Consider the following 13,161-nt stretch of genomic DNA (forward strand, 5'->3'; position numbering starts at 1 on the left):
CCGTACAGCCCCCCGTTGCGCCCGGTCCTCGCGGCCGCCCGGCCCGCCGAGCAGCCGACCTGCGGCAGCGGCGCGTCGGACAGCCGTCGACCGCGACAGCCGACAAGTCCGCGGCGCGCCTGTCCGCCACCCCGGCACGCGTCCGCAGCAACGTGAGCTGCTCCAACTCTCGCTGGTAGTCGTCGATCCCCTTGGCCAGACGACGGAGCACGTCCGAACCGAAGTACGCCTGGCCGGATCCGTCGGCCGTCAGGCGCAGGAGCCCGTGACCGAGGCTGGGCGCCGTGGTGTGGGCGATGCTGGTCCTCCTCCGGGCCGCGCCGCCGCCGACGGGCGACTCGATCAACCCGGGCATACTGACTGGCCCGACCACGCCGACGCGCGGCCGGGCCACCGCAGGGGTTACGCGGGTCGGCCCAGAGTGGCCCAGCCGCTCCACGAACCGGCCTGCGATTGCTGCCAGTTGTGCCAGATCGCGCCGTCCGTGCCGGTGCCGAAGAGCTCCACGCGGCCATCCGTGTTGCTGATCGCGGTGATTCCGGTCATCTTCCCGGACATGCTCGCCCAGCCGCTCCAGCCGCCGGTGCCCAGCTGCCAGCTGTGCGCCGACATGCCATCCGACGCCGTCCCGAAGACCTCCAGGCGACCATCGGTGTTCCGGGCCACCGCCAAGCCACTCACCTTGCCACCCAGGCTCGCCCAGCCACTCCACTGACCGGGGCCGAGCTGCCAGTCGTGTGACGGCGTGCCGTCGGTTCCGACACCGAAGATCTCCAGACGGCCGTCGGTGTTGGTGCCGACAGTGATCCCGCTGATCTTCGTGCCCAGACTCGCCCAGCCGCTCCAACCGCCGCTACCCAGCTGCCAGCTGTGCGCCGACATGCCATCCGACGCCGTCCCGAAGACCTCCAGGCGACCGTCCGAATTCCGGCCCACCGCCAGACCGCTGACCTTGCCACCGAGACTCGCCCAACCGCTCCAGCCGCTGGCGAGCTGCCAGTTGTGCGACGGCGTCCCGTCCGTTCCGACACCGAAGATCTCCAGACGGCCGTCGGTGTTCGTGCCGACAGTGATCCCGCTGATCTTCGTGCCCAGACTCGCCCAGCCGCTCCAACCGCCGCTACCCAGCTGCCAGCTGTGCGCCGACATGCCATCCGACGCCGTCCCGAACACTTCCAGGCGACCATCGGAGTTCCGGCCCACCGCCAGACCGCTGACCTTGCCGCCCATGCTCGACCAGTCGCTCCACCCGGACGAGATCTGGTGCCGCACATACGGAACACCGTCCGCACCGGTCATGAACATCTGCACCTGACCGCCTGCGTCCACGGCGACCGCGGCCCGTTTGACCCCGGCGGGGTTCCACAGGTAGTCGACCATGATCCGCGCGTCGCTGACCTGCTCCGCGTACCGGTCGGGGTAGGCGGACACCTGAACCCGCTGGCACACCGCGCCGATCTCGGCGTCCGAGTCCGCGTCCAGCCAGCTGTTGTTCGGGTACTTCGACAGCATCGAGCTGAGGAACGCGTTGGTCGCCCAGATCGGGTCGAGACGCTGGGACGCACTCCCCCACGACGCGCGTTGCTGGAACAGACCGAGGCTGTCGTGGTCGACCTCCTCGCTGATGTTCTGCAGATGGGTCTCCACGATGGTCGTGCTGAGCGCGATCACGGCCGCCTTGCGGTCGAGGCCCCGCTCGCGGACCGCCTGGACGACCCGCCGCGCACAGGAGGCCCGGTAGGCACTCATGTAGCCGCGCATGTCCTTGGTCAGCACGGGGTTCAGCGCGTTCGCCATGTCGGTGTCACCGGAGTTGGTGCCGGCCGGGTCGCACGCGGCGACCGCGGCCAGTGCGGACATGGTGGTCGCCGCGGGCAGCGGCTCGTGCGGCGGCGCGGGTTCGGCGGGCGCGGGCGTGGCGAGGCCGAGCATCGCCACGCCCGACACGGCCAGTCCCACGATCAGGTTCAAAGCGGGTCTCTTTCCGGACATAGCTTTTCCCATCGCTAGAACGACTTGTGACGCGAATTCCGCAGTGGTGGTCACGCGGGCCTGCCGAGCGTCGCCCAGCCGCTCCACTGACCGGGGCCGAGCTGCCAGTTGTGCCAGATCGCGCCGTCGGTTCCGGTGCCGAAGATCTCCAGGCGGCCGTCCGTGTTGCTGATCGCGGTGATTCCGGTGAACTTGCCGGTCATGCTCGCCCAGCCGCTCCACCCGCTGGTGCCGAGCTGCCAGTTGTGCGTCGACGTGCCGTCCGATGTGGTGCCGAACGCTTCCAGGCGACCATCGGAATTGCGCCCGACCGCGAGTCCGCTGACCCTGCCACCCATGCCGGCCCAGCCGCTCCAGCCGCCCGCACCGAGTTGCCAGTTGTGCGACGGCGTGCCGTCCGGCGCGGTGCCGAACAGTTCGAGGCGGCCGTCGGTGTTGGTGGCTGTGGTGATCCCGCTGATCTTCGCGCCGAGACTCGCCCACCCACTCCAGCCACTGGCTGTCTGCCAGTTGTGCGAGGACGTGCCGTCCGGCGCGGTACCGAAGATCTCGAGGTGGCCGTCGGCGTTACTGGCCGCGGTGATCCCGCTGACCTTGCCGCCCATGCTCGCCCAGCCACTCCACCCGCCGGTGCCGAGCTGCCAGTTGTGCGTCGACGTCCCGTCGGCCGCCGTGCCGAACAACTCCAGGCGACCATCGGGGTTCCGCCCGACCGCGAGTCCGCTGACCTTGCCGCCCAGGCTGGCCCAGCCGCTCCAGCCCCCGGTGCCGAGCTGCCAGTTGTGCGACGGCGTGCCGTCGGTGCCCGTGCCGAAGATCTCGAGACGACCATCCGGGTTCTGCGCCACCGTCAGACCGCTGACCCGGCCGCCCATGCTCGCCCAGTCGCTCCAACCGGACGAAATCTGGTGCCGCACATAGGGAACACCGTCCGCACCCGTTGCGAACATCTGCAGCTGGCCGTCGGCGCCCACCGCGACCGCGGACCGCTTGCCCCGCCACTGCGCGACAGTCTCCCCTCGCAGGACGCTGAGGGCGGCGAGCTTGTTGTCCAGGCTGGTGACCTTGTCGCGGTCCTCGCTCAGGTGGATGTGCCACAGGTGGGACGGCTTCGACGTGGCGTCCTTGTCGCGGCGGAAGTCCCACCCTTCGACGTGACTGTCGTTGTTGGTCTGTCCGAAGAACTCCTTCCAGCCGTCCATGCGCGGGTCGTTCGGGTCCTGCCCGGATGCCAGCAGACGCTGTGCGTACATGGCGATCGTGGCGTAGTTCCCGCTCTGCGCGTCGGGAAAGGTCCAGTCGTAGGCCGCAGCCTTGTCGGACGGGCCGCCCTGGTCCTCCGGGTCGCGGATGGAGTAGTCGTCCGCGGCGTTCGCGTCCCTGGTGTTGTGGTAGCCGGGCTTGTTGTCGTAGATACCGCCGTTCTGGCTGCCGGGCTGGAGTGCGAGCAGCTGTTGCATCAGCCACCACGACTCGTCGGTGATCCGGGCGGGGTTCGGGTTGGTGTCGGCCGACGCGGCGGACATCTGGTTGGTGTAACCGGCGTCGGTGAGGTGGTCGGTGGGGTCGGCGGTCGCGACGGAGCCGTCGACTGTCGAGACGAGCGCCAGTGATATCCCGGCGAGCAGGGACAACGAGCCCTTCACAGGAAAACCCTCTTGTCATGCGGTTCGGGGAGTCCGGTGGCCGGCGAACCGGCCACGTCGGCCAGCGGGCTGTCGGTCACCCGCCTGGGGGCAACCGTCCCGAACCGAGGGCCGGGGCGGAGGAATCCCGACCGAATCCGAACGTCCGCCCGACGATCGGTGCCGCCGTTCGGCCTACTCGAGGTTCGTGAGCCGCTCGCGGACCTGAACGGCCTCGGGCAGGTCCAGTTCGCTGTAGAGGGTCAGTGCGTCGCGGTAGTGCTGCCGGGCCGTGATCAGGTCGCCGAGGGCGTGGTGGGCATCACCTAGACCACGTTCTGCCGCGGCCTGGAAGCCGCGCGACCCGGCCTCGATCGCGACGGTGCGCGCGGTGGCGTGATGCGACACGGCATCCGCCGGACGGCCGTCGGCGAGGGCGGCCTCGCCGAGGCCGTTGAGGGCCAAGGCTTCGTTCTCCCGGTCACCGGTTTCGCGGACGTACGCCAGGCCCCGCCGATGGAGGTCCGCCGCATCCGCGGGGTGGCCGAGACGCGTGTGGACGGTACCGAGCAGGATCAACGTCGAGGCTTCGCCGTTGCGGTTGCCGCTCCGCCGGAACAGGTCCAGGGCCTGCCGCACGTGCTCACGAGCCGGTTCGTACCGTTCCCGCCGGATCTCGATGTCACCGAGACAGGTCAGTGCCCATGCCTCGCCTTCCCGGTCGCCGACCTGGCGGTGGAGGGGCAGCGCCTCGGCGTAGTAGTCGACGGCCATCCCGTGGCGGCCGCGCAAGCGCTCGACGTTGCCGAGGTCGGCCAGCGCGCGGGCCTCGCCGATGCGGTCACCGGCCTGTCGGTACATGGTCAGCGCTTCGGCGTAGTGGTCGCTGGCCGCCCCGTAGCGGTTCGACAGGTTCGCCACGCCACCGAGGTTGCCGAGCGCGCGGGCCTGACCGAGCGCGTCTCCGGCCTGCCGGAACAGGTCCAGGGCCCGTTCCAGACACTCGACGGCCTGTTCGGTTCGGCTCAGCCGCCGGTACGCGAGACCGAGGTCGGTCAGGGCGTGTGCCTCCGCGATCGGGTCATCGCTGTCGTGGGCCGCGCGGTGGGCGTGTTCGTGCACGGTCACCGCGTCGGTGAAGTGACCGCCGTCGAAGTGGCGGAACAGGGCGCGGGACAGGCGGACGGTGTGCGTCGGCCACCCTCGGGTGGCCGTGTGCGCGACGACCGCGATCAGGGTGGTTCGTTCGACGTCGAGCCACGTGCGGGCGTCCGACGGGTCGGTCAGGTCCGGCGTTGGGGTCGCGGCGGGCGGAGTTCCCTGCCGGTGGCGGGTCTCGGCCGGGTGCACGGAGCTGACGGCGTTCGCGGTGGTGACGAGGTAGTGGTCGAACAGTCGGGTCAGCGCGGCGCGGCGGTCGGGTTGGCGGTCCTCGTCGAGAGAATGGGTGCCGGCGTAGGCACGGACCAGGTCGTGGAAGGTGAACCGGCCGTGGCGCTCCTGCTGGAGCAGGTGGTCGTCGCGCAGGTGGTGCAGGTGAGCGCGGGCGGTGTCGAGGTCGGTGCCCACCAGGGCGGCGGTGGCGTAGGCGTCCAGGTCGTGACCGGGATGCAGGGCCAGCAGCCGCAGCACACGCTGCCGCTGCGCGGACAGGTTCTGGTAGGACAGGTCGAGGGCGAGTTCGATCCCGGTGTCCAGCCTGCGGTCGCGGTGGCGTTCGTCGAGCCAGTCGGCGTGGTCGGTCATGGTCCAGCCAGGTTTGGCCCGCATGTGCCCGACGACCAGCCCGAGAGCCAACGGCAGGTGGCCGCAACACCGGGCGATCCGCGCACCGGCCTCGGGGTCCTCGCCGACCGGGACCGCCGGCGCGGCCCGGGTCAGGAACCGCTGGGCGTCGTCGGTGGAGAACATGTCGAGGACGAGGTGGTCGGCGCCGGGCAGGTCGGCGAGGTTGCGCCTGCTGGTGATCAGCGTGACGCAGCCGGGGGTGTCCGGGAGCAACGGCCGGACCTGGTCCACGTCGACGGCGTTGTCGAGCACGACCAGCGCGCGGGTGTCGGCGAGCAGACGGCGGTAGAGCGTGCTGCGAGCGTCCAGTTCGTGGGGAATCTTCCGCCCGGAAACCCCGAGCAGGCGCAGGAACCCGTCCAGCACGGCGGTCGGGTCGGCCGGCGGCTGGGCGGTGTCGGGGTGGAACCCCCGCAGGTTGACGAACAGAATCCGGTCACACCGCCGTTGCTGGACGAGGACGTGCCCGGCGCGCACGGCGAGCTGGGTCTTGCCGACCCCGGCCATGCCCTCGATCACGGACACCGTCGCGGCGCCTCGGCGAAACCGGTCCAGCTCGGCGGCACGGCCGGTGAACCCGGCGACGTCCTGTGGCAGCGTGTCCTGGACCCGAACTTGAGACGCCGCAACACTTTCCCCGCAGACGACCCGCAGCGCCTGCCGCCACTGCGCCACGTAACCCGCGTCCGGATGCAGTGCCTGGACCACCGCCACGACCAGATCGGTGTTCAACCGCCGCCGACCAAGCCGAAAACAGTCGACGATGGTGGTCTTGCCCGCCAACTCGCCGGCAGGCCGCCCCATGTTCGCCCACGCCGCGTTGACACGGTTCTTGATCGTCTCGTAGGGCGGCCCACCAGCCCAGACACGCAACAGCCGCAGCCGCTCGACCAACTCGTCGAGAGTGGTCACCTGCCCAGGATCAGGCAACCCGGCGAACGAGACCCCCACGACCCCTCCACCCCACGACTGGAGATCACACGCGACGAGGCGATCGTAGGTTCCCCGAGGTCAGGGCACTGTGAACCGCCTGTCCGACGCGCTCCTCCTCGTCGGAGCAAACAAGTTTATTCGTGAACAATTGCGCAGCCGGACTGGCATGACAGGCGTTGTCCGACTTCGTCGCAGGGGTCCCGGTCACGTTCGTCGTGAGCGACGCGGTCAGCGGCCCGGGGGTCCTCGCCGCAGTGCCGGATCCTCCGAAGGAGAAACCTCCCGACGTTGTCCTGGCCGCCGGCCTGCCGTACCTCTGGTGCTGACGGGGGCCGCATCATCGGCGATGAACGACTCCGGTTCCTTGGGCAGGCCAGCGAGGACGCGATTTCCTTCAAGGCCGACACAGTGGCGCGATCCCGGATCGCGGCGGCGGGCTCGGCCTACCAGACCAACGAACACGTCAAGCTCCACGAAGCATCGAGATTCTCGTCGAGAACGACGTTCAGTACTTCTCGGCTGTTCCGGACGTGCCAGGCACCTGGCACGGATCGGTGCTTGCCTCCCCAACGACTGGGGCGGTGCTCTCGGAGCCGCAGTCGCAAGCCACACCGGGGTCGCCACACCACCGACCCGTAACGCCTCCGAACCAGAGACCACTGGAGACGTCCGCAAGGAGGTGGGCTCTGTAACAGCGCGTCTACACTCGGTTCGTCGTGCTGGGCTCTGGTCGGTGTTCACCGCTGTTTGTCGGGGTCTTGCTTTCGAGGTTTCGGATGGCGGGTACCAGTAGCAGGAGTACGCACGCTACGACTCCGGCGCCCGTCGCGATGAACAGCATGGGTGTGACGCCGAGTACGAGCGAGGCAGGACCGGACACGGCCTGGCCGACGGGTTTCATGACCATCGAACCCGCCGCGTCGAAGGCGTGTACCCGGCCCAGCACCTCCAGTGGGACGTGTGTCTGGACGCTGGTGTGGAACATGACGCCCCAGAAGGCCATGCCCGCGCCGCCGGCGAGGCAGAACACGGCAAGGATTGCGGCCGGTTCCCCAAGCCCTGTGCCGAGAGGCAGCAGCAGGAACATGGCGAGGCCGAAGGCGCCCGTGCGCAACGGATGCCCTGGCCGGAACCGGATCGCGACGAACCCACCGAGGACGTTGCCGACGCCGAACGCGGAGATGATCAGCCCGAAGACCGCGTCTCCGTGCCGAAGCGCGATCGTGCTGTATGCGACGGTCAGGGTCGGGCCCGCGGCGCTCACCTGCCAGAACATGAACACGACGATGACGGCCCACAGCCACGTGCGGGAGCGGAACTCCCGCCAGCCCGTGACCAGGTCATCGTGGAACGAGGTCCTGGCGCCGCGCGCCACCGTGGGGTTCGTGCGGATGAGGTAGAGGCAGACACTGCTGACCGCGTAGGTGACGGCGTCGACGACCATGATCGCCGCCGGCGACAGGAACACCAGCAGCAGGCCGGCCATCGACGGTCCGATGACGACGGTCGCGGACTCGGCGACGCGCAGCACCGCGTTGGCACGCTGAACGTCCTTCGCCAGTCGGGGGATCATGCTGGCCACGCCGGGCTGGAACGTCGCACCACCGGCCCCGAGCAGGGCGAGCAGGACCAGCATCTGCCACAGCCGCGGTTCGCCGATCATGAGCAGCACGGCGAGCACCGCCTGGAACACCAGCCGCGCCGCGTCCGAGATGATCATCAACCTACGTGCGCCGAAGCGGTCGGACAGTACGCCGCCGAAGATCAACAGAACCGCGAACGGCGCGATGTGTGCGGCCAGGGCATAGCCGACGCCGCTCGTGCCGTATCGCGTGTTGACCAGGGCGACGGTGATCGCGATCGGGAGCATCTGGTCGCCGAGCTGCGACGTGGTGCGTGCGATGAAGAACCGGCGGAAGTCCGGGTTCCACAGTCGCGCGTCGACTACCCCGCCGACGGGAGGAGGTTCACGCAACGCCGGGACCGGGCCCTTCAGTCGACGAGCGTTCGGCACCCGGACGCTCTTCGTGTCACTGCGCAGCGCCTACCGTACGGACCGTACTTGCCCGTGGCTACTAGATTATGGCCTGACGCCCGCGCCGGACCGCCTACGGGCACTGGAAATGGCATGCCCACGATCGGGGTTCTACGACCACTGCCGCGGTTCAGCGGAAGTCGGAGCCGTCCGGACAGTTGTGCGAACGCGCGCCATCATGGCCGTGGTGTCGATCGTGATCGCTGGTCGTCGGCATGCTGCCGGCAGAGCCATGGCGGTGACGGTGTTCGCTGGCGGCGGCTCGGCGACGGTGGTGGTTCAGCCGATGCCCTCGCGGCGGGTGCCTTCCGCGGCGAGCAGGTCCTCGCGGGCTCTGGCTACGCGGGACCGGATGGTGCCGATCGGCGCCTGGCAGATCTCGGCGACCTCGGCGTAGGAGAAGCCCAGCATCTGGGTCAGTACCAGCGCCTCCCTTCGCGCCGGTTCGAGACCTCGCAGCAGCAGGTTCAGCTCGACCAGGTCCTCGAAACCTGCGGCCACGCCGTGGTTCGCGGCCTGTTGCCAGTCGGCGGCGTCGGTCAGCTCCACCGAGCGGGTGGTGCGGGGGCGGGTGGTGACCGTGCGGATGTGGTCGACGACGGCGCGGCGGGCGATCGAGATCAGCCAGGTGCGCGCGGAGGAGCGTCCGGCAAACCTGGGCAGGCTCGGCAGTGCGCGTAGGTACGTTTCCTGGGTCAGGTCGTCGGCCAGGTCGATCCCGGCCAGGTGTGCGACCAGCCGCCAGACGTCACGCTGGGTGGCACGGACGAACCGTTCCAGGGCGGATCGGTCACCCCGTCCGGCCGACAGGGCGAGCTCGGTCAGCTCGTCGCCGTCGCGGGGAGTCGGAGTCACGGAGCCGGAGCGTAACGGATCTCGACTCGTCGGCAACTAATCCGTCCTTCTCTGCGACTGTTCGGACCGTGGACTGCTCTCTCTGTCGGGAGGCGCTGTCGGCCAGGGTCGACGGTGCGGCCGTACCCGTACGTACCGTGATGGTCGACGAGCACGTCCGGTCGTGTGCGGGCCGCCGGACGTGGCACGACGACGTGGTTGCCTTCTCCAGATCCCTGCGGGTTCGGGCCGCGGTCGCGCAGCTCGCCCTCGGGCAGCTCTTCGGTGTGGGCGAGCACCTACACGGCACCCCTCCGGTGGCGAGCCATCTGTTCAACGAGGGCACCGCGTGGAACCTGGCGCTGGGTATCGGGTTGTTCTGGCCGCGTTCCGGCCTCGCACTGCGTCCGGGCTGATCCCGGTGCTCACCGCGTTCCTGGCGCTGCTCCTGGCCTACTCGACCCACAACCTGATCACCGGTACCGCACCCGTGCCTCGCGTCCTGGGTCTGGTCCTGGTCCACCGGTCGGCAGGTGGGGCGCGCCCCGGACACGCCCTCGACTTAAGGAGCGGCGACGAGGTGGGCACGACCGCGGCCACCGAGGCGGCCCGGGACCGTGGCGGGAACGCCGCGCGGCCACCCCTGCGCCCGGTCGGCCACCACCGCGCAGCCTGACCCGCGTCACACCGCCGCGGGGGTGCGGACGCGACGCAGGCACAGCAGCGCGGTCACCACCGCGAGCGCGATCAGCAAGCCGATCGCGGCCGAGTATGCCCGTACGTGCCCGTCGAGTCCGGTGGGCGCGTCCGGCGCACCGGGGGTGCCGCCGAGCACGAGCCGGTACCAGCTGCCGACGGCGGCGAAGCCGAGTGCGAGGCCGAACTGGGGAACTATTGCCGACCGCTGTCCGACTGTTGGGCCATGTCGTCATCACCCCGCGCCCGGGCCGGGCGCGTCGCCACGGCCACGTTGGTGTCAATGCTGGCCGTGGGCTGCTCCGCGCAGAAATCCCCCGCCGACGCCGACGGCGAGCCGACCGCGCCACCCACGTCGGCCACGGCACAGGCCACGAAGTACCCGCTGACCATCGACAACTGCGGCCGCGAGGTCACGTTCGACAAGGCACCGAGCCGGGTCGTGCTGCTCAACGGCACCTCCGTCGCGGAGGTCGAGAGCTTCGTCACCCTGGGCATCCAGGACCGGATCCTCGCCAACAGCCAGTCCTACGGCGTCTCGGACGAGCCGGGAATGGTCGAGAAGGTGGCGGCCGTACCGACGAACGGGTTGTCGCTCAACGAGAACTTCGAGGTCCCGCGCGAGCAGGTGCTGGCGCTGAAGCCGGATCTCGTGATCTCCACGTGGGCAGGCGGGTTCGACGAGAAGATCGGCTCGATCAGTCGCGACCAGCTCGACCAGGCCGGCATCGACAGCTTCGTCACCCCGGTCAACTGCGCGTACGGCGCCCCCGACGCACGCCAGGAGGACCAGGAGAAGTACGACCACCAGTCCGTCGAGTCCTCCTTCGACCTCCTGCTCGCACTCGGCGAGATCTTCGACGTACAAAAGAAGGCCGCGGACTATGTCAACGAGGCCCGCACGACGCTGGCCGACATCTCCTCGGAGGTGAAGGGCGCGGAACCCAAGAGCGTGCTGGTCGCCTACCCGGGCATGGCGATGATGAACAACAACGGGCTGCCCGCGGTGTTCGGCGGAGGCATCTACGACGACATCATCGACCGCGCAGGCGGCGTGAACGCCTTCGCAGGCAAGGACACCACCGAACTCGCGGAGATCAACGCCGAAGCACTCGCCTCCGCCAAGGTCGACGTGCTGGTGATCGGGCTCTTCCAACCGAACGAGGACGGCAAGCTGCTCGCGGAGGACCTGTTCCGGAAGTTCCCGGGCTGGGCGGCCTCGAAGACCAAGACGTACACCACTGTGTCCGACGGGTTCTACCTCGGGCCGTTCAACACCGTCGCGGTGCGGAAGATCGCGGATGCCGCGCACGCGAAGTCGTGACCGCGTGGAGCGCAGCCCGCACCTGGTCTCCGGCGGCTCGTACGCGTTCCTGGTCGCCGGGCTCGGTGTGGCGCTCGTCGCCGCCACCGCGTTCGCGATCGGCGTCGGCACCGTCGCCGTGCCGGTGGACCAGGTGCTCGCGGTGATCTCCGGGCACCTGTCCGGTGACACCGGCGGGCTCGACCCGTTGGTCGACCAGATCGTGTGGGACTTCCGCACGCCCCGGGTCCTGCTCGCGGCGGTCGCGGGTGCCGGGTTGAGCCTCGCGGGCCTGTGCCTGCAGACCCTGGTTCGCAACCCGCTCGCCGACCCGTACGTGTTCGGCGTGTCCGCGGGTGCGTCGCTCGGCGCGGTGATCGCGTTGACCGCGGGTGCCGGTGCCGTGGCGGCGGTCGGTGTCGCCGGGTCGGCGTTCGTCGGCTCGCTGCTGAGCCTGCTGCTGGTGTTCGCCATGGCCCAGCGCGGCGGGCGGTTGCTCGGCTCCAGCCTCGTGCTCGCGGGGGTGGCCCTCGCCTACCTCGGCAACGCGTTGACCGGGTACATCCAGCTGCAGGCCGATCCGTCCGAGCTGCGGGGCGTGATGTTCTGGCTGCTCGGCTCGGTCGCGGGCGCGTCGTGGTCGTCGCTGACCGTGCCGTTCGCGGCCACCGCGGTCACGGCGGCCGTCCTGGCGACCCGACTCCGGCCGATGAACGCACTCGCCACCGGCGACGACACGGCGGCCGGCCTCGGGGTGGACGTGAACCGACTGCGGGTCCTGCTGCTGGTGGCGTCGTCGCTGCTGACCGCCGCGGTGGTCAGCTCCGCGGGTGGTATCGGGTTCGTCGGCCTGATCGTGCCGCACGCCGTGCGGCTGGTGGTCGGGCCGGACCACCGCAGGGTGCTACCGGTGTCCCTGCTGTCCGGGGCGGTGTTCCTGGTGCTGGTCGACCTGGTCACCCGCACCGTCGAACGGCCGAACGAGATGCCGGTCGGCATCGTGACCGCCGTCCTCGGCGCGCCGTTCTTCCTGGTCCTGCTGCGGGGGCGAAAGCGGGTGCCGAGGTGAGCGAACAGACGATGATGAGGGTCGACGTCCGCGGCGTGTCGGTGACCATCGACGACAACGACATCCTCGGTGACGCGCACCTGTCGGTCGAACCCGGCAGCGTCACCGGGCTCGTCGGCCCGAACGGGTCGGGCAAGAGCACGTTGCTGCGCTGTGTGTACCGCGCGCTGCGTCCGGTGGCCGGCACCGTCCACATCGGAGCGGAGGACGTGTGGCGCGGCACCGCCCGACAGGCCGGCCGCCGCACCGCGGTGGTGACCCAGGACCACGACCTGGACAACGACTTCTCCGTGCTGGAGACCGTCGCGATGGGCCGCCTGCCGCACAAGGGACTCCTCGAACGCGACACCGGGACCGATCGCGAGATCATCCACACCGCACTGTCCAGAGTGGACATGAACTGGGCCGCGAACCGGGTGTTCGCCCGGCTCTCCGGCGGCGAGCGGCAGCGGGTCCTCGTCGCGAGAGCCCTCGCCCAGCAGTCTCCCGTGCTGCTGCTGGACGAGCCGACCAACCACCTCGACGTCGGCGCACAGCTCGATCTGCTCGACCTCGTCCGCGAGCTCGAGCTCACCACCATCGCCGCACTGCACGACCTCGACCACGCCACCGCCTACTGCGACAGGCTCGTGCTCCTCCACAACGGCCGGGTCCTCACCACCGGTACTCCGGAGCAGGTCCTGACCGCCGACCGGGTCGCGGACGTGTTCGGCGTGCGCAGCGCCATCGTCACCCACCCGCTCACCGGCCGCCCGCACTTCGTCACCGCACCGGCCAACGACCCGCTGTCACGCGGAGTCGATCAGCAGCAGCCCTGACACGACCCGGCTGTGGTGGACCGGGCGACGGCGGTCACGCCGGTCCGTTCGGTACTGGTCCGGCGTGA

The 13,161-nt window shown here is 69.9% G+C and carries 10 protein-coding genes; 4 read left to right on the top strand and 6 right to left on the bottom strand.

Annotated features, from left to right (window positions below):
* Positions 1-402: 402 nt before the first annotated feature.
* From CLV71_RS48795 to CLV71_RS32435, 5 genes are all read right to left on the bottom strand, one after another.
* Positions 403-1,971: a PLL family lectin gene (locus CLV71_RS48795; RefSeq protein WP_208297850.1), complete on the bottom strand. Its 1,569-nt coding sequence runs from the start codon at positions 1,969-1,971 to the stop codon at positions 403-405.
* Positions 1,972-2,042: 71 nt separating this feature from the next.
* A complete protein-coding gene (locus tag CLV71_RS48800; protein ID WP_208297851.1) occupies positions 2,043-3,638 on the bottom strand; it encodes a PLL family lectin in 1,596 nt (531 codons plus the stop codon).
* Between the two features lie 174 nt (positions 3,639-3,812).
* Positions 3,813-6,317, bottom strand: coding sequence for a tetratricopeptide repeat protein (locus CLV71_RS32425; RefSeq protein WP_243866858.1), 2,505 nt, complete (start codon positions 6,315-6,317; stop codon positions 3,813-3,815).
* A gap of 721 nt (positions 6,318-7,038) precedes the next feature.
* Positions 7,039-8,352, bottom strand: coding sequence for an MFS transporter (locus CLV71_RS32430; RefSeq protein WP_208297852.1), 1,314 nt, complete (start codon positions 8,350-8,352; stop codon positions 7,039-7,041).
* 300 nt (positions 8,353-8,652) lie between these two features.
* Positions 8,653-9,228, bottom strand: a complete 576-nt coding sequence (locus tag CLV71_RS32435; protein ID WP_243866860.1) for a sigma-70 family RNA polymerase sigma factor — start codon at positions 9,226-9,228, stop codon at positions 8,653-8,655.
* A gap of 68 nt (positions 9,229-9,296) precedes the next feature.
* On the opposite strand from CLV71_RS32435, the gene CLV71_RS32440 reads away from it, so the two are divergent.
* On the top strand, positions 9,297-9,623 hold the full coding sequence (locus tag CLV71_RS32440) for a zf-HC2 domain-containing protein (protein ID WP_133906688.1): 327 nt from the start codon (positions 9,297-9,299) through the stop codon (positions 9,621-9,623).
* 266 nt (positions 9,624-9,889) lie between these two features.
* Here the strand turns inward: CLV71_RS32440 and CLV71_RS48045 are convergent, their stop codons facing one another.
* On the bottom strand, positions 9,890-10,042 hold the full coding sequence (locus CLV71_RS48045) for a hypothetical protein (RefSeq protein ID WP_166664343.1): 153 nt from the start codon (positions 10,040-10,042) through the stop codon (positions 9,890-9,892).
* 87 nt (positions 10,043-10,129) lie between these two features.
* Between CLV71_RS48045 and CLV71_RS32445 the strand changes: the two genes are divergently transcribed.
* The 3 genes from CLV71_RS32445 to CLV71_RS32455 are packed head-to-tail and all read left to right on the top strand — an operon-like array spanning position 10,130 to position 13,093.
* Positions 10,130-11,227: an ABC transporter substrate-binding protein gene (locus CLV71_RS32445; RefSeq protein WP_133906689.1), complete on the top strand. Its 1,098-nt coding sequence runs from the start codon at positions 10,130-10,132 to the stop codon at positions 11,225-11,227.
* 4 nt (positions 11,228-11,231) lie between these two features.
* Complete coding sequence (locus tag CLV71_RS32450; protein ID WP_243866863.1) at positions 11,232-12,275, top strand: FecCD family ABC transporter permease; 1,044 nt, start codon at positions 11,232-11,234, stop codon at positions 12,273-12,275.
* Positions 12,272-13,093 carry an ABC transporter ATP-binding protein gene (locus CLV71_RS32455; protein ID WP_341771687.1) on the top strand — a complete coding sequence of 274 codons (822 nt, stop codon included), beginning with the start codon at positions 12,272-12,274 and terminating at the stop codon, positions 13,091-13,093. Before CLV71_RS32450 ends, CLV71_RS32455 begins: the two co-directional genes overlap by 4 nt.
* The last annotated feature ends 68 nt before the right edge of the window (positions 13,094-13,161 follow it).

The sequence above is a fragment of the Actinophytocola oryzae genome (assembly GCF_004364325.1).
GTDB classification, from domain to species: domain Bacteria; phylum Actinomycetota; class Actinomycetes; order Mycobacteriales; family Pseudonocardiaceae; genus Actinophytocola; species Actinophytocola oryzae.

Bases quoted from the DNA above. Each gene is read 5' to 3' on its own strand.
- CLV71_RS32445 (WP_133906689.1), top strand. From the start codon at position 10,130: ATGTCGTCATCACCCCGCGCCCGGGCCGGGCGCGTCGCCACGGCCACG.